Origin of the sequence: Streptomyces sp. TN58, from assembly GCF_001941845.1 — a bacterium.
In the GTDB taxonomy this organism is placed as follows: Bacteria; Actinomycetota; Actinomycetes; order Streptomycetales; family Streptomycetaceae; genus Streptomyces.
Genome location: NZ_CP018870.1, coordinates 108,170 through 128,125 on the forward strand (window position 1 = coordinate 108,170; position 19,956 = coordinate 128,125).

Sequence of the window (19,956 nt, forward strand, 5' to 3'; positions counted from 1 at the left end):
CCTGCCGGCGGCCTCGACGTCCTTGGGCGTCTACCCCCGTCAGCCGGTGGCCGTTGTCGAGGACGCGTGGGTCGTCCGCTGGTCGTTCACTCCACGAGTGTGCTGCGGCGTTCCAGCAGGATCACGTCCCGCCACGTGCCGTGGTGGCGGCCGATGCGTTCGCGGGTGCCGATGACGCGGAAGCCGGCGCGCTGGTGGAGGGCGAGGCTGGCGGTGTTCTCGGGGAAGATTCCGGACTGGATGGTCCAGATCCCGGCGGCTTCGGTGGAGGCGATCAGGGCGTCCAGCAAGGCGCGGGCGACGCCGCGGCCGCGGGCGTCGGGGTGGACGTACACGGAGTGCTCGACCACGCCCGCGTACGCGCAGCGGTCCGAGACCGCGCTCGCCGCCACCCACCCCAGCACCCGCCCGTCGCCATCGAGGGCGGCGAAGCGGTGCTGGGACAGCCTGCCCTTGTCGAACGCCGTCCACTCAGGCGCCCGCGTCTCGAAGGTGGCGTTGCCCTCGTCGATCCCGGCCTGGTAGATCGCCAGGACCTGATCGGCGTGCTCAGGCAGCAGCGCCTCGATCCGCACCTGGCTCACACCGCCGCCTTCGCGGCGCCGGCCAGGAGCGCGCCCATGGCGGAGAGGACGGCAGGCTCGACGCGGTAGTACACCCACGTTCCGCGGCGCTCGGAGGACAGCAGGCCGGCTTCCTTGAGCTTCTTGAGGTGGTGGGAGACGGTCGGCTGGGAGACGCCGACGTCGGAGATGTCGCACACGCATGCCTCTCCGCCCTCGTGGGAGGCGACGGCGGAGAACAGGCGCAGGCGGACCGGGTCGCCGAGGGCCTTGAACATCTTCGCGGCGGCCTCGGCCTCGTCCGCGGACATGGGGCGCTCGGTCAGCGGAGGGCAGCACGCGACGGCGTCGGGATCCAGCAGCGGCAGGACCTTCACGTTCGACATGTGTCTATGTTGACACATGTCGAACCAGTCGTACTGGTGGTGGCGGAAAGCCATCAGCGGTGCCCGTTCACCCGTCGGCCAATGCGGTGGCCTACCGGGCCGACGGCTGAGCGGTTCCGGCTGTACCCGCCGCGCGGCCTGCTGGGGCAACAGAACGACGTGCGCGGCTTCTACACCGCCTTCCCCAGGACGGCCGGCCGCTCGTGATCGTGGCACGCGCAACCCAGGTGACTGTTGCCGGTGGGCGGGTACGCGGCCGTGGCCGGGGGCCGCGGACACGGGGCCGGCGGTCGAGCGGGGCCGGGCCTGCACTCGGGAACCGGGCGAGCAGGCCGGAGCCGTCAACGCCCTGCAGGCCTTTTCGCGAGGGGTGAGACTGGATGGTGGCTCTCGCACTTCACGGGAGGATCGATGACCGCGACATTCTTGTACGATGCGAATCTGAGGCTGGAGGTCGATTCCCCGGAATGGTCCGTTTTCCTTGAGGATCACAGCATTCGCGCCTGCGGATATCACGGCGACATGGCTCCGCTGACCAAGCAGCTCGAAGAGCATATGGCGACGTTCTCGTATCTTCCCGTACTCAACTATTTCCACCTGCGCGCCGACCCCGTGTACGAGCCGATCGCCAGCGCCGTCTACGCGGCGGACGGCACCACCGGCATCCCGAGCGTGCTCATCGTCCCGGCGGGTAGCGGGGTTACCGATGCCCGAGATCTTCGCGGCAAGCGGCTGGCCATAGCGCACCGCTTCTGCACGACGAGCTTTCTTGCGCCCATGCTGCTGGTCCATGACCTGGGAGGCCGTATCGATGAGTTCTTCGGTGAACTCGTCATCACGCCGCCTTACGAGGGGCAGGTGGAGGCGGTCGTGGCAGGTTCGGCGGACGCGACGTTCATTCAGGAAGACGTGTGGCTGAAAGAACCGGCCTACGCTGAAACGACTCGTACGATCGCCCGGAGAGACCACCTGCCGACACCTCTGTTCATCGCCGGCAAAGAGGCCTCACTTCAGTTGCGCACGACCGTCCGAGATTTCTTGCTGAACTACAGATCGGCAAAGAACGAGTCTGTCCTCTTCTCCGGGTTCGCTCCCTACGACGCCGCGGCGGTCGAGGAGACTCTCCGGATCACCGAGGAGGCAATCGCTTGAATCCCGGACGGCAGCGGCGCTGACTGCGCCCCCTCCGGGGGAGGTGCGGCCCTGCGCGGGCCTCGCCGACGCCGGATCCCGCGGGCCTCCCCCGCTGTGCGCCCAGATCCCGGCCGGCCGGGCGTCGCTGCAGTCCAGCGGGGCGCCCGTCGACGCGCTCGCCCCGCTCGCGCCTACACCGAGGCGGCCCGCACGTGGTTGCACGCCGAGGCCGAGGTCGTCGACACCACGCACCTCACACCCGCCGAGGCCGCCCGTCAGATCGCAGCAGTCGTCGAGGGCGACGACACCGAACCGCCCGAACCGATGGCCCTACGGGCCGAGTCGGACAGCGGGCCGCCACCTTCTCCCAATAATTAGATGAACGTCTATGTTGACGTCTGTCGATGCAGGCGTCATGCTGATCACGTAAGACATAGACGGACATCGAAACACCAGGAGTCGTCATGGACGAGCAGGGCACCCCCACCACCCCCGACGGCGCCGGGACCGCGGCTTCCTGCTGCGGCCCGGTCCCCGTCCGGCCCGTCGCCGAGGCGGATCCCGCCGTGTCCTCCCCGTGCTGCGGCACCAGCGAGGACGCGGACGCGGCCGGCGCCTGCTGCGGCCCGCAGGCCAGGCGGGAGGCCGGCGCCGACGGCGCCGGCTGCTGCTGACCCACCCCGCCCCTCCCCTGCCTGCCTGCCCGCCTGCCTGCCTGCCTGCCGCTGAACATCGGAGACACTTCATGAGCGAGACCACCACCGGGCTGCCCGTCGTCGTGATCGGGGCCGGCCCCGCCGGCCTGGCCGCCGCCGCCCACCTCGACGAGCGCGGCCTGGACTTCCTCGTCCTCGAAGCCGGCCCCCACGCCGGGACCGCGACCCGCGAGTGGTCGCACGTGCGCCTGTTCTCCACCTGGGGCGAAGTCGTCGACCCGGCCGCCGAGAAGCTCCTCGCGCAGGCCGGCTGGGTGAAGCCCGACCCGGCCGCCTACCCCACCGGCGGCGACTGGGCCGTCCGCTACCTCCAGCCCCTCGCCGACACCCTCGGCGACCGGGTCCGCTACGGCGCCCGCGTCACCGGCGTCTCCCGGGCGGGCCGGGACCGCATCGTCGACGCCGGCCGCGACACCCAGCCGTTCGTGGTCCACACCGAAACCGGCGACGGCCGTGAGGAGCGGCTCTTCGCCCGCGCCGTCATCGACGCCTCCGGCACCTGGTCCACCCCCGGCCCCGCCGGCGCCGACGGCCTCGCCGCCCTCGGCGAGAAGGCGGCCGCCGACCGGATCACCTACCGCGTCCCCGACCTGAAGGACCCCGCCGTGCGGGCCCGCTACGCGGGCAGGCGCACCGCCGTCATCGGCTCCGGCGCCTCCGCCTTCACCGCGCTGGCCTACCTCGCCGACCTCGCCCAGTCCGGCGACGGGGCCGGCACGCACGCGACGTGGATCCTGCGCCGCGGGATCTCCGGTTCCACCTTCGGCGGCGGCGAGGCCGACCAGCTGCCCGCCCGCGGCGCCCTCGGCCTGGCCGCGAAGGCCGCGGTGGACGGCGGCTACGCCGACGCGGTCACCGGATTCCGTACCGACGCCTTCGAGCGGGACGCCGGCGGCCGCCTGGTCCTGGTCGGCGAGGACGGACGCCGCCTGGACGCCGTGGACGAGGTCATCGTGCTGACCGGCTTCCGCCCCGACCTGGCCTTCCTCGACGAGCTGCGCCTCGGACTCGACGAACGCCTCCAGGCGCCGGTCGCCCTCGCGCCGCTGATCGACCCCAACCAGCACTCCTGCGGCACCGTCTACCCCCACGGCCGGGCCGAGCTCTCCCACCCGGAGAAGGACCTCTACCTCGTCGGCATGAAGTCCTACGGCCGCGCCCCGACCTTCCTGGCCATGACCGGCTACGAGCAGGTCCGCTCCGTCGCCGCACACCTCGCCGGCGACCACGAAGCCGCCGAACGCGTCGAACTCGCCCTCCCGGAGACCGGCGTGTGCGGCGGCGCGGGCCTCTTCGACGAGCCCGCCGCGGCGGAGACCGGCGGCGGGTGCTGCGCGGCCCCGGCCGCCCTCACCATCGGCGCCGCTCCCGCCTGCGCCGACGGCCGCTGAAGCGAGCGGTCTTCACAGCGGCGTGGCCGCGGCCGGGACGGGGGTCCGGTCGCGGCGACGCTGACGTGGTGATCGGGAGCAGCCGGGTGCTTCGCCTGTGCTATCGGGTGCGGGGGGTCACCAGGCCGGATTCGTAGGCGAGGACCACGAGTTGGGCGCGGTCGCGGGCGTGGACCTTGGTCATGGCGCGGTTGACGTGGGTTTTGGCGGTGGCGGGGCTGATGAGGAGCCGGTCGGCGATCTCGTCGTTGGACAGGCCCTGCGCGGCCAGGGCGACGGCCTCGCGTTCGCGGTCCGTCAGCTCCTTCAGCCCGCTGCCGCCGCCGGTGCGGGCGGGCGGTGGCTGGGTGACGTAGCGGTCGATGAGTCTGCGGGTGATGGTGGGCGCGAGCAGGGCGTCACCGCGGGCGGCGACGCGTACGGCGTGCAGGAAGTCCTCCGGCAGGATGTCCTTGACCAGGAAGCCGGCGGCGCCGGCGCGCAGTGCTTCCAGGACGTACTCGTCCATGCCGTAGTTGGTGAGCATGACGACGTGCACGTCGGCGAGGGCCGGGTCGGCTGCGATGCGCCGGGTCGCTTCGATGCCGTCCATGAGGGGCATCTGGACGTCCATGAGCGCGACGTCGGGCAGCCGCTCCTTGACGAGTGCCAGGGCCTCCCGGCCGTCGGCGGCTTCGGCCACCACCTCGATGTCGTCCTCCAGGTCGAGCAGTGCGCGGAAGCCGCTGCGGATGAGCGGCTGGTCGTCGACGAGCAGGACGCGGATCACGAGGCTCCGTTCGTGGGGAGTGCGGCCTGGACGGTGAAGCCGCCCTCGCGGCGCGGTTCGGTGTGCAGGCGGCCGCCCAGGGCCGTGACGCGTTCGCGCATGCCGAGCAGGCCGAGGCCGGGCGTCGGTGCGGGCTGCGCGGCGGCCTTTCCGTTGTCGTCGACGCGGATGGTGAGAGCGCCGGGCCGGTAGTCGATGAGCACCGAGGCTGTGGTGGCCGCGGCGTGCCGGGCGACGTTGGTGAGCGACTCCTGGACGATCCGGTAGGCGGTGCGGCTCACCGCGGCCGGCACGGTGTGCGGGTGTCCTTCTATCGTCAGTGTCGTCTCCAGGCCGGTGGTCCGGAACCGTTTCACCAGGTGGGGGATGTGGTCGAGTCCGTGCGGCGGGGTGGTGTCGTCGTCGCGCAGCGCCTGGAGGGTCGCGCGCAGCTCCCGGCTCGCCTCCCGGCCGGCTTCCTGGATGGCGAGCAGGGCCTGTGGCACCTGCTCGCCGCGGCGCCGGGCCACGTGGACGGCGACCTCGGACTGCACCTTGATCACCGAGATCTGGTGGGTGAGCGAGTCGTGCAGTTCCCGGGCGATGCGCAGCCGCTCCTCGTCGGCCCGGCGGCGGGCGGTCTCCTCCCGGGTGCGTTCGGCTTCGTCCGCGCGCCGTTCGGCCTGCCGCACCGCCTCTCCGGCGGCGAACGCGGCGATCAGCCAGGCGAGTTCAAGGGTGCTCCGGGCCTGTGCCAGGGCCTCGCGGGCGGGCCCGTCGTGGAGGACGAGGGCGGTGAGGTGGAGTACGGCCACCAGGCCCGCGGAGGCGGCCAGTGTGATGCGGCGGTGCCCGGCGCGTACCGAGCCGTAGACGGCGACCAGGTAGGGGACGGCGAGCACGTCGAAGCCGGATGCCAGGGATCCCGCCGCGCACAGCCCGGTGGCGGCCAGTACCGCGAGCGGCGTGCGGCGGCGTGCGGCCAGGGCCAGCCCGCCGAGCGCCAGCAGCGCGGAGCCGAGCAGCTCGCGGCTCCCGGCCGGGTGGGGCCCGGAGAGCCCCGTGCCCAGCAGCAGTGCCGCCACGCCCGCGGCGATCGCCCAGTCGGTGGCGCCGGCCGGGACGGTGAACCGCCCTTTGTCCATGGGGGCACCGTAGCCGGGTGTGGTCGTGGGCGGATCCGGCCTGTGGACGAGGTGGCGGCTACCGCGGGTGCGGTACGCGCGTGCCGTCTGCCGCGTTCGCGGTATGCGGGTGCGGCGCGGGTGGCAGCGGGAAGTGACCGCGTCCGGTGGACGACCGGCGGGAGGGCCGGGGCGCATGCTCTCAGGGCACGTCGGTCGGACGTGGCGACGGAGAAGGAGGAGAGCGGCATGGGCGTTTCAGCCGTACTGGTGGCGGCCGCCGAGGGCGGGATCGTCGGGGACGGGCGTACCGGGGCGAACCTGGCCCTCGGAGCGGGGGCGCTCGGGGTGGCCATCGGCTGGTCGGTCCTGGCGCGTGCCGGCCGCCGGGTCGGGGCCGGCGGGGCGCGCACCGGCGCGATGGCGGCCGTCGCGGTGGGGGTGGTCGGCATGGTGCTGGCGGTGTTGCATCTGGCCACCGCCCGCGGCGGGCCCGGCACCGGCAACGGGCTGGTCGGCGCCGTCGTGGCCGTCCCGCTGGGGCTGGGCGCCGTACTCCTCGGCCGTCGGGCTCTGGGGCGCGGCCGCGGCGCCGGCCGGTCCGCCGATCGGATGGGCGCTTGACGCGGCCCGGACGGGCGGGCCGGGGCCCCCGGGTCGGGACGGGCGGGCCGGCCCTGGTCGGGGCGGGCGGGCGGGTACGGGCGCCGGGTCCGGGACCGCGGGTCCGGGCGGGCGGGTACGGGCGGGCGGGTACGGGCGCCGGGTCCGGGCGCCGGGTCCGGGCGGACGGGGTCCGCCTGCGGGCGGGCGGTTCATGCGGGCGTGTGTCGGCGGGGGTGTTCAGTTGCCGAGGAGTACGGCCAGCAGCCGCTGCGTGGTCGCCTCGGTTTCGGCGGCCGGTCCGGGGCTGCGGGTCATCAGCAGGTGGTGGGTGGTGCCGACGAGCGCGAGGGCGATGGTGGCGGTGTCGCTGCCTGCGGGGATCCGGCCGGCGTGCTGTTCCGCCTGGAGGTAGGCGGTGACGGCGTGCTGGATCGCGTCGAACGCGGGCGCGCCGGACCGGAAGCCCTCGCGGGTGTGGGAGGCGGCCGCGGGGCGGGTCATCGCCAGGCCGACGACCGCGGGGGGCAGGGAGTCCAACAGTGCCCCGACGACCTTCTGGAGGTTCTCCGCGACCGTGGCCTGTCCCACGTGGGCCCGCAGGGCCTCGGCCTGGCGGGCGCTGCGGGCGAAGCGGTCGAGGACCAGTTCGGCGACGAACTCGTCCAGGCCGGCGAAGTGGGTGTGCAGGACGCCCTTGGCGCAGTCGGCCTCCGCGGTGACCGCGCGGCTGGTCAGGGCGGCGGCGCCGTCTCGGGCCACGACCCGTTCGGCGGCCGCGAACAGCCGCTCGCGCAGGTCCGGGATCGCCACTCCACGAGGTGACACAACAGCCCCTTCCACTCGGCCCGTTGCAAGTATGGGCGCTCGCCCATACTGTTTGGGCACTTGCCCATACTAGGGGTCGGGGCGTCTTTCCGCGCCCCGGCGGGAGGGAGTTCACCCATGGGGCACTTCGCCAACACCGCGCAGGCCGAGGCCTGGAACGGATACGAGGGCGCGCAGTGGGCCCGCAGCCAGGAGCGCTGGGACGCCGTCAACGACGGCTTCAACCAGCCCCTCCTGGACGCCGCGGCCATCCGCGGGACCGACACCGTCCTGGACGTCGGCTGCGGAGCCGGCCGCACCACCCGCCTCGCCGCCCGGCGCGCCGTACGCGGCCGGGCGCTCGGCCTGGACCTGTCGGATCCGATGCTCGCCAGGGCCCGCGAGAGCGCCGAGCGCGAAGGGGTCGCGAACGCCGCCTTCGTCCAGGGCGACGCCCAGGTCCACCCGCTGGAAGCCGAGGGGTTCGATGCGGTCATCAGCCGGTACGGCATGACCTTCTTCACCGATCCGGTCGCCGCGTTCGCCAACCTCCACCGGGCGCTGCGCCCCGGCGGCCGGCTGGCCTTCGTCTGCGCGGCCGAGGCCGAGGCCAACGAGTGGCTCGCCGCACTGGCCTCCCTCGGCGACGTCCTGCCGCTCGGCGGCTTCGGAAAGGCCGGCGCCCCCGGCATGTTCTCCCTCACCGATCCCGGCCGCATCCGCGGCCTGCTCACCGCGGGCGGGTTCGACGGGGTCGGGGTGCGGCGCGTCGAGGCGGCGGGGAAGTGGGGCGCGGACGCGGCGGACGCCGCGGCGTTCCTGCTGGACTCCGGTCCCGGACGGCATGTGCTCGACCAGGTGAGCGAGGCCCGGCAGGACGCGGCGCGCCGGGGGCTGACGGCCGCTCTGGAGCGTCATGAAGCGGACGGCGGGGTGTGGCTGCGGAGCAGTTCCTGGCTGGTCACCGCCGTGCGCGGCGAGGCGGCGGCACGGAGCTGAGCTGACCGCAGCCGCGGCAGGGCAGGGGCCCCGGCCCGTACGCAGGCCCGCGGCCCGTACGCACGCCCACTCCGCGCCCGTACGCGGGGCCCCCGGCCGTACGCAGGCCCGGGCCCCGCCCGCCTTGAAGACGGGCGGGCGGGCGGACAGGTGGTTCATCGGGGCCGGCTGTCCCAGAACGAGCACTGGTGTGCGGAGTACGCGTCGACGGGATGGATTCCGCCCGGTCCCGGAGCCAGCGACTGCACCGTCGGGGTGTGGGGTGAGGAGGCGCGCAGGGCGGGCCAGCGCGGGGCGCCGGGGGTGTTGGGGTTGCCGGTGCGGGCGAAGTTCGCCCAGTAGCCGATCATCCGGTCCGACAGGGCGCGCCGGCTGTCGTCGAGCGGTCGTTCGGTGGGGAAGGAGGTGAACAGGTAGGGCATCTCGAAGCCGTGCGCCGCGCCGTAGGGGAAGTCCGGGTTCGCCGGCAGGCCGGCGAGGGCGGGAGCGTCCCGGTCGTTGAACTGGTAGCCGTAGACGGGGAGTCGGGGGGCGTGCGCCGTGATGGCCCGGCCGGCGGCCAGTGTGGTGCAGGTGAAGGACCGGTCGGTCAGTGCCGCCGCCCAGGCCAGGGCGGGAGAGGGGTGGCGTGCTGCCGGGTAGCGCGCCTCGACGGCCGGGGCCGCGGCGCCGAAGGCCTCCGCCAGGCGGGCCCGGTAGTCGTCCTCGGTGCGGATGGGGAACGCGGCGAGCGACAGGCCGGTGAACATCCGCATCTCGTCGCGGTTGGTGCCCAGGATGACCGGCAGGCGGTGGAAGCGGCCCGACGTCAGCGCCTGGGCGGGTGCCGCGGGCAGCAGGCCGTTGCCGTAGGCGGGCCGGTTGAAGGACTGCATCAGCTGCGCGGTGGCGAGGCGGTCGGTGCCCTGGGCGCGCAGGCATGCCAGGACCTCGTCCCTGCCGCCGTCGGTGCAGCCCAGTTGCCGGGCGGCTTCCGCGCCGGCCTTCTGGACGTCGGCCTGGGGGGCGAACGGCTCGTACGCCGGTGTTCCGGGGGCGAGCGCGCCGGCCGGGAAGGAGGTGAGGCAGGAACCGCTCTGGAGGACGGCCCGCTGGAAGAGTCCGGCGGCCGTCGGGGAGGTGAGGTGTGCGCAGATGCCGAGGGCGCCCGCGGACTCGCCGAAGAGCGTGACGCTGCCCGGATCGCCGCCGAAGCGCGCGGCGTTCGCCCGCACCCAGCGCAGGGCGGCCTGCTGGTCCGCCAGGCCGAACGGCGGGGCGGCGCCCAGCCCGGGGTGGCCGAAGTAGCCGAAGATCCCCAGCCGGTAGTTGACCGTCACGACGACGGCGTCGCCCTGGGCCGCCAGTCGCTCGGCGGTGTAGTCACTGCCGGAGCCGCCCAGGAACGCGCCGCCGTGCATCCACACCAGCACCGGGCGCTTCTTCGCGGCCGGCTTCGCCGCCGGCACCGTGACGTTGAGGTAGAGGCAGTCCTCCGAGCCGGCGACCTTGCCCGCGCCGTCCGCCCCGGGGACCGGCATCTGCACACAGCGCTGAGCCGGCTTCGTGGCGTCCCGGACGCCCTGCCAGGCGGCGGCGGGCACGGGGGCGCGCCAGCGCAGCGGTCCGGTGGGCGGCGCGGCGTAGGGGATGCCGTCGAAGGTGGTGTACGCGTCGTGGGACACGCCGCGTACCAGGCCCTGCTCCGTCCGTACGACCGTACGGTCCTGCCGGCCGGCGTCGGGAGACGCGGGGCCGGCGCCGGCGGCGGGTACGGCGGTGGCCGGCACCAGTGCGGCCGCGCACAGCAGGGGCAGGAGGGCCGCGCGGAGTCCGGCTCTCGCGTACGGGCGGCGCGGTGCCGTCGGGGGCAGGGGCAGGGGCATGGGTACCGCCGTTCTGGGGTCGGGGAGGGGTGGGGACGGCACAGGGACGCGGTGGCACGCGGCAGCGCGAGGCGGTGCGCGGTGGCACGCGGGGGTACGCGGCCACGACGCGCCACACCGGTCCGGGCGGGCCGGAAGCAGATCTGAGCTGGGAGAACGGTGCGGACCGGCCCGTCAGCGCTCCCTACGCTAGAACCTCCCGCGCACTGGAGGTTCAAGGGACTGTGACGCACGACACGTGGAGCATCGGTGAGCTCGCGGCCCGGACGGGCCTTGCCGTCAAAACGCTCCGCTACTACTCCGACAGCGGTCTGCTGCCCGTTGCCTCCCGTAGCTCCGGCGGCCACCGGCGCTACGGTCCCGAGGCGTTCGAGCGGATCGCGCTCATCAGGCGCCTGCGGGCGCTGGACACCCCGATCGCGACGATCACGCGGGTCGTCACGGGAGAGCGCTCGCTCGGCGAACTGGTGGCGGGCGAGCTGGCAGCGGTGCAGGAACGGCTGGTGGAACTGCGGTGGCGGGAGGCCACGTTGAAGTCGCTGGACGACTGCCCGGGTGAGGAGAGGCTGCGGCGCCTGGAGATACTCTCCCGCGTGCAGCGGCTCCCGGAGGCGCACCGCACGCTCACCGACCACTGGTATCGCGAGCTGTCCGCGGCCCTGCCCAGGCCCCGGCTCGACATGATGGTCGCCATGCTGGCCCCCGCCCCGCCGCAGGACCCCGTGCCCGCCACGGCCCTGGCCTACGCCGAGCTGCACCTGCTCATCTCCACGCCCGGCTTCACCCGTTGGACCCAGGACCACGACGAGGAGATGCGCGACGGGCCGGCCTTCTACGCGGAGGTCGACGAAGCCGCCGCGCTGACGGCCGCCGCTCTGGCCCGGGGCCTGCCGCCGGGCGCCGGCGACGCGGTGGACGCGTTCGTGTCCGCCCACGCGCGAGCCCGGCGCGAGTCGGACACCCCCGCCTTCCGCGCGCACCTGCACGGGCTGGTGTCGCGGTCGTCCGGCTTCGACCCCCGCCTGGAGCGGTACTGGGCCCTGGTCGGCACCGTCACGGCCGGCCGCGTCCTGAACATGACCGTGGCGCACCGGTGGCTCACCGACGGACTGTCGATGTCGATCGCCGCGACCGACGGCTGAGGGACCGTCTGACAGGATGCGGACCCATGAGCTACTGGGATCCGCTGCCGTCCGTCCGCGCGGCGGAGAGCGGGCCGCTGCCCGCGCCGGACGGCGGAACGTGGCGGCCCGCCCCGGAACACCGCGGCGGCTGGTGGAACCCCCGCCCCGAGCGCTGGGCGGAACGCGACTGGCGCAACGTGCCGGGGCCGTTCTACGGGGCCGGGACCGACAACTGCTGGACGGGCCGGCTGATCGCCCCCGCGCACGTGCTCTACGACGACGAGTGGGGCGCCGAGTTCGTCTACCGCCAGCCCCGGGACCCGGCGCAGGCGCTGGCCCTGCTGGGCGCCGCCGCGCAGGACCCGATGGGCGGATACGCCTGCGACGGTGACGACCACTGGACTGCGGAGCTCGTTGGCGACTGGTGGCGGGAGCGGGGACGGGTGCGGGAGTGGGCCGCCGCCCTTCACCGGAGGTGGTCGGTCTCGGACGGGGCGGGCGAGCGCGAGGCGGCCGGCGGGGCACGGGAGTACGTCGCGTACATCGACGAAGGCCTCGCGCAGGACCTCCGCCACTACCTCTTCTGGCTGTCCGAAGGCCGCCCGGCCGGTCCCGGCGAACCCCTCCCGGCCCTCTCCCCGCGCGAGGCCCGGCGCAGGGGGTAGGCGGCCCGCGCCCGGCGTGCGGGGCGTGTGGGGCCGGGCCTTAGGGTTTTGCCCATGAGTCTGGCAGCGGGTCACGAGGAAGGGGTCCTGCCCGGTCCGGCGGCGTCGGCGCCGGGATGGCAGGCACCGAGCGCGGTCGAGCGGGGGCTGTACGAGGCGAAGGCGCGCGGCGACTGGCCCGCGTACTACGACCTCGTCGCCCGCGCGGACCTGTACATGATGCAGTCGCGGGCGTACACCGACGCGAGCGCGGGCAGCACCCGCTTCCACCCGTACTGGAACCCGCAGACGCAGAGCATGTGCCTGGCCGTCTACACCGGCGGGATGCTGCCGCCGCCGGTCGCCGACCCGGTCTACAACTGCTACGACCTGGGCTGGTTCGCGCAAGTGTGGAACCAGGACGACCCGCCCTACCTCGTCGTCAACCCCGGCAGCCCCTGCGAGGGCGTCCTGCCGGCCGGGCCGCAGGGGCGCGCCCTGTGGCAGCGTCACTCCGCCCCGGTCGAACGGCCGGGGCTGGCCCGGGACGTCGTCCACACCCTGGAGGTGGGCGGCCCCCGCACCGGCCCCGTCGCCTTCGGTCTCGCGGTCGGCGCGCACATCAACGTGCGCAACGGGCGCTACTGGAATTCGATGGCCTACCACGGCTGCGGCTACCGCGCCGAGAAGCACACGCTGGAACACTGGTGGGGCGTCACCACCCGTACGGAGTGGCAGGAGACCCAGGAACAGCTGCTGCGCGCCGGAATGGTCAGCGGACCGTGGGAGTTCGTCCTGCAGCTTCGCCGCTCCATGGCGCTGGACTTCGCGGGGCCCGTCGACATCGACCACTGGCGCCGGGCCGCGGCGACCGTGGTGCGCCGGCGGGCCGAGGCCTCCGCCGAGCCCCGCCTGGGTGCGGACGGCGTCACCCCGGACAGCGCCGTCAGCGCGGAGGAGCTGGAGGGGCAGGTGACCGGTCTCAAGCGGCTGATCGGCCGTATCGCCCGCTACGAGGCGCGGTTCCGTGCCGACGGCCTGCTGCCCGAGGGGGGTTTTGTGCGGAGCGTCGAGGCCTGGGACTACGGCCGGGCCTCGGGCATGGCCCGCTGGGGGCTCGCCGCCCGGCTGTGCTCGCTGCAGGAGGCGGAGGCGGCCGTGGTCCGGGCCGGGCGCCTCGTGCAGGTCAACTACCGCTCGTGGGAGGACTTCTCCGCCGCCTACGTCCTGGGCCGCTGCCTCCACTTCGACGAGGAGGAGTTCGGCGAGTGGTACGAGACGGTCCTGGCCACCCACCGTGTCCTGACCTCGGACCCGGCCAGCCCGTGGCGCACGCTCGCCTGGAAGTGAGGAGCTGCCCGGGCGCCTCCTAGGGTCTGTATCGAGTTGCCCCGCGGCGTCGCGGGGCAACTCGATACAGACCCTAGCGCGGCGGTTCGGCGCCGGCAGGGGCCTCGTGGGCGACGGCCTCGATCAGGGAGTACGGGGCGGCGCCGGCGAGAGGGGTGACCGACGTGACGCGCAGGGCCGCCCGGCGGCACACCTCCTCGAAGTCCGCGCGGGTGCGTTCCCTGCCGCCGACGTTCACCATCATGTTGAGGTCGCTCAGGTAGGTGCCCTCGTCCTGCGCGCCGACGGCCTCGGGCAGTACGGGCTCCACGATCAAAACGGTGCCTGCGGGCGGCAGTGCCTGCCGGCAGTGGCGCAGGATCGTGACCGCCTGGGCGTCCGTCCAGTCGTGCAGGATGCTTTTGACGAGGTAGACGTCCGAGCCGTGCGGGACCGACTGGAAGAAGTCCCCGGCGGTGAGGGAGCAGCGGTCGCGCAGCCCGTGCCGGGCCAGTGTCCCCGCCGCGTCCGCGAGGCCGTCGGCGGTGTCGAAGACCACGCCGGTCAGGTGCGGGTGGGCGTCGAGGACGGCGGCCAGGAGGGTGCCGTTGCCTCCGCCGACGTCCGTGACGGAGGTGGACCGGCTGAAGTCGAAGGCTCTCGGCAGGACGGCGGCGGTCTCGGAGGTGGCCTGGCTCATGGCCGTGTTGAAGTCCGCGGACAGCTCCGGGTGGCGGGCGAGATGGCTGAAGAAGTCGGTGCCGAAGACGGAGTCGAACGTGGTGTCTCCCGTACGGACGCTGTGGTCCAGGTGCTCCCAGGCGCGCACGATCGCCGGATCGGTGAAGGTGCGGACGAACGACGTGAGGGAGTCGGGGTGGGCGGGGTCGAGGAGCGCGCCCGCCGGGGTCAGCGAGAACGTGTCGGGGGTGTGCTGGGTGAGGAGGCCGAGGGCGGTCAGGGCGCGCAGCAGGCGGGTCATGGGCTGGTGCGCGGTTCCGGCCGCGGCGGCCACCTGGGCGGCTGTGCCGGGCCGGTCGCCGATGAGTCGGGCGACCTCCAGGCGGGCTGCCGCGCGCAGGGTGTGCGCGGCCATGCTCCCGAACGTGAGGCGGGCGATGAGCTCCCGTCCTGCCGCTGTCTGTGCTGCCCGGTCCTTGGTGTTCGTCACTGGTGTGGGTCTCCTTCGTTCGGATCGGCCGGTCGCCGGCAGGGCCGGTCAGGGCTGGGTGGACGCGGTCAGGCCGGCCAGGGCACGGGGTGTGCAGCCGGCGAGGGCCTGGATGTCGCGGTGGAGATGGGGCTGGTCGGCGTATCCGCATGCCATGGCGACGTCGTCGGCGCGTTCGCCGGCGAGGAGCGCCCGGGCGGCGTGGTCGAAGCGGACCAGCATGGCGGCGCGCTTGGGGGTCAGGCCGACCTGGGCGCTGAACCTGGCCCGGAGCCGCTTGCGGCTCCATCCGCAGGACACGGCGAGGTCGCCGACGCGTACGCGGCCGCGGCCGGCGACGATGGCGTGCCAGGCGGCGGTGACCTCGGCTGCCATGGGCGGGGCCTGTGCGGCCCGCCGTCTGAGGAATCGGTCGGTGAGCGCGAGGCGTTCCTGCCAGGAGGGTGTGTCGGCCAACTGCTCGCGCAGCCGCCGGGCGGGGTGCCCCCACAGGTCGTCGAGTCCGGTGATGGAGCCGTCCAGTTCGCGTGGGGGTACGCCCAGCAGGGCGTAGGCGGCCGGGGGTGGCAACGCCACCTCGACGCATTCGACGCCGTCGCCGCTGATGCGGGCCGGACGGGGTGAGAGGGAGGCGACGAGGCCCGGCAGCGGCCGCCGGTGTCCGCAGGCGCTCTCCACCGTGATCGGGCCGGTGCCGAGCCCGATGACGACGACCACGACGGGCTGGGGCAGTACCCGCATGTCCAGCCTGCCGCCGGTGCGGTCCCGGTAGCCGGCCATCCGTACGCCGTCGAGGGAGGTTCCGTGCGGGAGGCGGGCGACCTCCCAGCGGGGGTGGGCGGTGCGGCGCTGCTGGGGTGTGTCCCCGGTGTCGTCTCTGGGCATGGGTCCAGGTTCGCCCGGATCGCGGGCGCTTGTCTTGGACGAAAGTTCCGCGGCGGTTCCGCGGCCCGGCCCGGGTCCTGGCGCGGGCCGCCGGCCGTGCGGTCCCAGGGCGCTGCCTCTGGGCCGCACGGCCGGCGGGTGGTGGTGCACGGGCCGGGGGTTTCCTACGGCCAGCCCTGCTTCACCTTGGCCGGTGCGGTGTTCCAGCTCTTGGGTATGAAGGTGATGACGTAGGTTCCGCGGTCGAAGTCGGTGTATCCGGCGGACCAGCTGCGGAACTTGCTCTCGTAGACCTGCATGGGCCCCATGCCGCCTTCCGGCGAGTGGTAGTGGTTGGCGTGGGTCCATATGGTGTGGTCAGGGTTTGCTTCCTTCTGGTCCCCGAACCAGCCGTAGTCGAAGTTGACGTAGCCTTCGCCGGGCTTGGCGGGGCTGCGTGAGGTGTTCCTGTCCTTCGACATGTCGACGAGGCCGGTGGCCCGGTCGGGGCGGAAGGCGTCGGGGTCGCCGTACTTCCTCTTGTCGGCGGGGCTCCAGGGGTCCTGTCCGCTCCAGAAGTGCTTCGAGTAGATGACGGCCTTCATCTTGGACGGGTCGCGGTCGCCCCCGCTGCTGTCCCAGAAGGAGGGGGTGTTCCGCAGAGCCGCGTAGAAGTTGGAGCGGCTGTCCTCGCCGGCGAGAGCGTCGTTCTTCTTCGTGAGCTCCGCCTTGAGGTTGTTCAGGTAGGCGTTCTCGTCGTGGGAGTTTTCCAGTGCCTTGTTCATGACGGCTGCCACGTCACGGGCGCGGTTGAATCCCTTTGCCTCGTCGAAGCTCTGCTTGGCGATGCGCCCCTCGAACTCGGCCCGCGTCTCGCCCGGCCGGGGGCTGGTGTTCTCCAGAGCGTTCTTGTGCTTGTCCTCGTCGAAGGACGCGAAGGCCAGTCTGTTCGTCGGATAGGGGCCTGAATTGACCCAGGTGACGCCGACGCACCCGTAGGAGAGCTGTTCTCGCTGCTGCCCGGTCATCTGCCGTGCCTGGCCGTCGCGGTGGCTGTAGGCCTGCTGCCACTTGCGTATGTAGTTGCTGATGCCGGTGGTGGCCCTGTCTCCGTGGGCGCGGTACGGGTCGGGCATGCGGTCCAGGGGCTCGGCGGGCGGCGTCACCCGGCCGCCGGCCGCGGCGGAGGGCCGCAGGGACGCGGTGGCGTTCGGCAGGCCCTCCCCCGCGGTCTTGTCCGGCCGGCCCAGGTCCAGGGCCTTCTCGTTCAGTGTGTTGATGAGCCTGATGTCTTCCGCCGTCAGGCCGTTCGTCTCGGCGTAGGAGCCCTTCCCGTCGCCGCGGACGGGGGCGGCGCCGGCTGCCTGGCTGACGGAGGGGGCGAGACCGGCGGTGCACAGCACCATGCCCGCGGTGGCGAGGGCGAGAAATCCAGAGCGTTTGTACATGGAAGTCCGAGGTTCCTTTGCGGTGAAAACTCGTATGACGGAGCGTGAATTTCCTGCGCGGCGGCAGAAAAGGAGGCGCCCGAGCCGACGGTGCGTCAGGCGGCGCGAGAAGTGATCATGTCCTGGCGCCGATTGCCCGACAACACGGCGGCTACAGAACCGGCCAGCCGTCCGATGGGGTGGTATTCGGTCATGCGCGGCCATGCGCGTGGCTGCCCGCCGCCGGCAGGTGCGGTCGCGGGGTTCTTGCGGGTTCTTCCGCCTCCTGCCGCAGCGTCTCGCGGCGTCACCGGTGCCGGCCGCCCCGATAGGCCCCGTGAAATGGTGCGGGGGGCGGCGCTCGGCCGGGCCGGGGAATTGCCGTGCGCCGGCGGGGAAACGGATGCGGGAACTCCGGCCGGGGCGTGCGGGGTTCCTGTCGGGGCGTCCGCCGGCCGCTGTGGCGGACCGCGCAGTCTTCGCCACTCCCCTCTTCGGGCCCTGGTCGGTTCACCGCCCGTTCCGGCTCCGTCACGGGCCGTCGCCGTGTGGAGAACGGCCGGTAACGCCCGCTCGGGGCGGTGGCCTCGGCGACGGCGGCGATTCAACCCGGCGCGGGGTGGGGGGGCCGTGGGCGCGGCGGCGGGGTTGGGCGGGAGGCCAGGGGGGAAGCCTCCGTGCCGCGGGCCGTCGGCCGGCCGTCGTCCGAGCAGCGCAGAGCCCAGGGACGGAGTGGATGCACGGTGGAGCGACGCTTGTCGGTGGCGACGCACTGGGGCAGTTACATCGCGGTGGTCGAATCCGGCCGGTTGGTGCGCATCGAGCCCAGGGGTGACGACCCCGCGCCGTCCCCCATCGGCCCGGGCATGGTGGCGGCCGCCGACGACAGCGCTCGCGTGCTGCGGCCGGCGGTCCGCAAGGGCTGGCTGGACGGTCTGCCGCGCGTCCGGGACACGGCCCGGGGCGCGGACGCGTTCGTCGAGGTGAGCTGGGACGACGCGATCACCCTGGTGAGCGATGAGCTGCGCCGGGTGCGGGCGCGGCACGGGGACGGCGCGGTGTTCGGCGGGTCCTACGGCTGGGCGAGTGCGGGCGCCTTCCACGGCGCGCAGGCCCAGCTCCACCGGTTCCTGGCGCTGGGCGGGGGATACACCGACTCCCGCAACACGTACAGCACCGCGGCGTTGGAGGTCATCCTCCCGCATGTGATCGGCGGGCACCCGTGGAGCTACCAGTCCCGGATGCCGATGTGGGACGAGATCGCCGAGAACTGTGAGCTGGTGGTGGCCTTCGGGGGGCTGGCCCTGAAGAACAGCCAGGTCAACCCGGGCGGGCTGGCGCGGCACCGGACGCGGGACCTGCAGCGGCGGTGCCGTGAGGCGGGGGTGCGGTTCGTGAACGTCAGCCCCGTCCGCAGCGACGCAGCCGGCTTCCTCGACGCCGAATGGCTGCCGGTCGTCCCCAACACCGACACCGCCGCGATGCTGGGCATCGCGCACACGATGCTGGTCAACGGGTGGCACGACGAGGACTTCCTTCGCCGGTGCTGCGTCGGCTTCGACCGCTTCGCCTCCTACGTGCTCGGCGAGATCGACGGCGTCGTCAAGGACGCCGCGTGGGCGGCGGGGATCACGGGCATCGGCCGCGACACGATCACCGGCCTCGCCCGCCGCCTCACCGAGCAGCGTTCCCTCATCATGGTCAACTACGCGGTGCAGCGGGCGGACCACGGTGAGCAGCCGATCTGGATGTCCGTCGTGCTGGCCGCGATGGCGGGCTCGATGGGCCGGTCGGGGTGCGGCTGGGGCGCGGGGTACGCGACGATGGACGCGACCGGCGTCGCGCGGGGCCGGCCCGTCGTGGCGGCGTTCCCCGGGGTTCCCAACCCCGTCGCGGATTTCATCCCCGTCGCGAGGATCGCCGACACCCTGCTGCACCCGGGCAGGACCATCGACTACGACGGCCGGCGCCTCACGCTGCCCGAACTGCGCCTGGTCTACTGGTGCGGGGGGAATCCGTTCCACCACCACCAGGACCTGCACCGGCTGGCGCGGGCCTGGCAGACCCCTGACACGGTGGTGGTGCACGAGGCGTGGTGGAACACCACGGCCAAGTTCGCGGACATCGTCCTGCCCGTCGCCACGAGCCTGGAGCGCGACGACTTCGCCGCCGGATTCTGCGACCCCCACCTCGTCGCGATGCCGAAAGTCCGCGAGCCGGCGGGCGAGTCGCGCACCGACCACCGTATCTTCACCGACCTGGCCTCCCGGCTCGGGTACGGGAAGGAGTTCACGCAGTCGCGCTCCGAGATCGAATGGGTCCGGCACCTCTACGAGCAGACGCGGGCCGGACTCGGCGACGGTGGCGTGCTGCCGGGCTTCGACGAGTTCTGGCGAAGCTCCGCCGGCGTCGAACTGCCGCCGCTGGAGGGGCCGTTCCCCGGCAGCTTCGAGGCGCTCCGCTCGGATCCGCAGCGGTTCCCCCTGCCGACGCCGTCGGGCCGGATCGAGATCTTCTCCGAGGAGATCGACTCGTTCGGCTACGACGACTGCGCCGGGCATCCGATGTGGTTCGAACCGGCCGAGTGGCTCCGCGGCGGTCTGTCGGAGCGGTTCCCGCTGCATCTGATCTCGAACCAGCCCGCTGCACGCCTGCACAGCCAGTACGACAACGGCGGCCACAGCCTCGGCACGAAGATCCGCGGCCGTGAGCCGGTGACGCTCAACCCGTCGGACGCCGCCGTCCGCGGCATCGAGAGCGGCATGGTCGTACGCGTCCACAACGACCGGGGCAGCTGCCTTGCGGGCGCGGTCCTGTCGGACGACGTCATGCCGGGGGTCGTGCAACTGCCCACCGGAGCGTGGTGGGATCCGGTCCGGCCGGGGCTGAGCGGAACACTGGACCGCCACGGCAATCCGAACGTCCTGACGGCGGACCGGCCGTGCTCGCGCCTGTCCCAGGGGCCGAGCGCCCTCAGTGCGCTGGTCGACGTCGAGCCCTACACCGGCCCCCTTCCCGATGTGCGCGCCTTCACCCCGCCCGAAGTCGAACACTGACGCCG

The 19,956-nt window shown here is 73.4% G+C and carries 18 protein-coding genes and 1 pseudogene; 10 read left to right on the forward strand and 9 right to left on the reverse strand.

From position 1 onward, the window contains the following. Positions 1-86: 86 nt before the first annotated feature. Together BSL84_RS00560 and BSL84_RS00565 are read right to left on the reverse strand one after the other, a co-directional pair. Entirely contained in the window at positions 87-584 is a 498-nt protein-coding gene (locus BSL84_RS00560) for a GNAT family N-acetyltransferase (protein ID WP_030035763.1), read from the reverse strand. Then, the gene (locus BSL84_RS00565) at positions 581-949 is read right to left on the reverse strand and encodes an ArsR/SmtB family transcription factor (RefSeq protein ID WP_030035761.1); all 369 of its coding nucleotides are present in this window, start codon (positions 947-949) and stop codon (positions 581-583) included. Before BSL84_RS00565 ends, BSL84_RS00560 begins: the two co-directional genes overlap by 4 nt. A 411-nt stretch (positions 950-1,360) precedes the next feature. Between BSL84_RS00565 and BSL84_RS00570 the strand changes: the two genes are divergently transcribed. The 4 genes and pseudogenes from BSL84_RS00570 to BSL84_RS00585 all read left to right on the forward strand — a co-directional run bounded on the left by BSL84_RS00570 (position 1,361) and on the right by BSL84_RS00585 (position 4,190). Beyond that, positions 1,361-2,101, forward strand: a complete 741-nt coding sequence (locus BSL84_RS00570) for a phosphate/phosphite/phosphonate ABC transporter substrate-binding protein (RefSeq protein ID WP_030035760.1) — start codon at positions 1,361-1,363, stop codon at positions 2,099-2,101. Between the two features lie 174 nt (positions 2,102-2,275). Continuing rightward, positions 2,276-2,461, forward strand: a pseudogene (locus BSL84_RS36810) (hypothetical protein); the annotation flags it as partial. Between the two features lie 86 nt (positions 2,462-2,547). Beyond that, a complete protein-coding gene (locus tag BSL84_RS00580) occupies positions 2,548-2,757 on the forward strand; it encodes a hypothetical protein (RefSeq protein WP_075969536.1) in 210 nt (69 codons plus the stop codon). A 71-nt stretch (positions 2,758-2,828) separates the two neighbouring features. Further along, complete coding sequence (locus BSL84_RS00585; protein WP_075969537.1) at positions 2,829-4,190, forward strand: FAD-dependent oxidoreductase; 1,362 nt, start codon at positions 2,829-2,831, stop codon at positions 4,188-4,190. A 100-nt stretch (positions 4,191-4,290) separates the two neighbouring features. On the opposite strand, the gene BSL84_RS00590 is transcribed toward BSL84_RS00585, so the two are convergent. Then, a complete protein-coding gene (locus BSL84_RS00590) occupies positions 4,291-4,959 on the reverse strand; it encodes a response regulator (RefSeq protein ID WP_075969538.1) in 669 nt (222 codons plus the stop codon). After that, positions 4,956-6,083, reverse strand: a complete 1,128-nt coding sequence (locus BSL84_RS00595) for a sensor histidine kinase (protein ID WP_075969539.1) — start codon at positions 6,081-6,083, stop codon at positions 4,956-4,958. The genes BSL84_RS00590 and BSL84_RS00595 overlap by 4 nt, the downstream gene beginning before the upstream one ends. 228 nt (positions 6,084-6,311) lie before the next feature. On the opposite strand from BSL84_RS00595, the gene BSL84_RS00600 reads away from it, so the two are divergent. Then, positions 6,312-6,686, forward strand: coding sequence for a DUF6223 family protein (locus BSL84_RS00600; RefSeq protein ID WP_075969540.1), 375 nt, complete (start codon positions 6,312-6,314; stop codon positions 6,684-6,686). A gap of 219 nt (positions 6,687-6,905) precedes the next feature. Here the strand turns inward: BSL84_RS00600 and BSL84_RS00605 are convergent, their stop codons facing one another. Further along, positions 6,906-7,493 carry a TetR family transcriptional regulator gene (locus tag BSL84_RS00605; protein ID WP_030027604.1) on the reverse strand — a complete coding sequence of 196 codons (588 nt, stop codon included), beginning with the start codon at positions 7,491-7,493 and terminating at the stop codon, positions 6,906-6,908. A 117-nt stretch (positions 7,494-7,610) separates the two neighbouring features. Here BSL84_RS00605 and BSL84_RS00610 point away from each other — a divergent pair, with 117 nt between their 5' ends. Then, positions 7,611-8,471 carry a class I SAM-dependent methyltransferase gene (locus BSL84_RS00610; protein WP_075969541.1) on the forward strand — a complete coding sequence of 287 codons (861 nt, stop codon included), beginning with the start codon at positions 7,611-7,613 and terminating at the stop codon, positions 8,469-8,471. A gap of 155 nt (positions 8,472-8,626) precedes the next feature. Here the strand turns inward: BSL84_RS00610 and BSL84_RS00615 are convergent, their stop codons facing one another. Then, positions 8,627-10,336, reverse strand: coding sequence for a carboxylesterase/lipase family protein (locus BSL84_RS00615; protein ID WP_079273062.1), 1,710 nt, complete (start codon positions 10,334-10,336; stop codon positions 8,627-8,629). Positions 10,337-10,560: 224 nt separating this feature from the next. Here BSL84_RS00615 and BSL84_RS35920 point away from each other — a divergent pair, with 224 nt between their 5' ends. From BSL84_RS35920 to BSL84_RS00630, 3 genes are read left to right on the forward strand one after another with little or no spacing between them, the layout of a single operon-like run. Beyond that, positions 10,561-11,478, forward strand: a complete 918-nt coding sequence (locus BSL84_RS35920; protein WP_045323339.1) for a MerR family transcriptional regulator — start codon at positions 10,561-10,563, stop codon at positions 11,476-11,478. 26 nt (positions 11,479-11,504) lie between these two features. Further along, the gene (locus BSL84_RS00625; RefSeq protein WP_199838690.1) at positions 11,505-12,125 is read left to right on the forward strand and encodes a ferredoxin; all 621 of its coding nucleotides are present in this window, start codon (positions 11,505-11,507) and stop codon (positions 12,123-12,125) included. A gap of 54 nt (positions 12,126-12,179) precedes the next feature. Beyond that, positions 12,180-13,454, forward strand: a complete 1,275-nt coding sequence (locus BSL84_RS00630) for a DUF1266 domain-containing protein (RefSeq protein ID WP_075969542.1) — start codon at positions 12,180-12,182, stop codon at positions 13,452-13,454. Between the two features lie 73 nt (positions 13,455-13,527). On the opposite strand, the gene BSL84_RS36370 is transcribed toward BSL84_RS00630, so the two are convergent. The 3 genes from BSL84_RS36370 to BSL84_RS00645 form a co-directional block, all read right to left on the reverse strand. After that, the gene (locus tag BSL84_RS36370) at positions 13,528-14,604 is read right to left on the reverse strand and encodes a methyltransferase (protein ID WP_037661330.1); all 1,077 of its coding nucleotides are present in this window, start codon (positions 14,602-14,604) and stop codon (positions 13,528-13,530) included. A gap of 48 nt (positions 14,605-14,652) precedes the next feature. Then, complete coding sequence (locus BSL84_RS36375; protein WP_075969543.1) at positions 14,653-15,489, reverse strand: helix-turn-helix transcriptional regulator; 837 nt, start codon at positions 15,487-15,489, stop codon at positions 14,653-14,655. A gap of 164 nt (positions 15,490-15,653) precedes the next feature. Further along, entirely contained in the window at positions 15,654-16,916 is a 1,263-nt protein-coding gene (locus BSL84_RS00645) for a protein-glutamine gamma-glutamyltransferase (RefSeq protein ID WP_075969544.1), read from the reverse strand. Between the two features lie 722 nt (positions 16,917-17,638). Here BSL84_RS00645 and BSL84_RS00650 point away from each other — a divergent pair. Then, positions 17,639-19,951, forward strand: coding sequence for a molybdopterin-dependent oxidoreductase (locus BSL84_RS00650; protein ID WP_075969545.1), 2,313 nt, complete (start codon positions 17,639-17,641; stop codon positions 19,949-19,951). Positions 19,952-19,956: the final 5 nt, after the last annotated feature.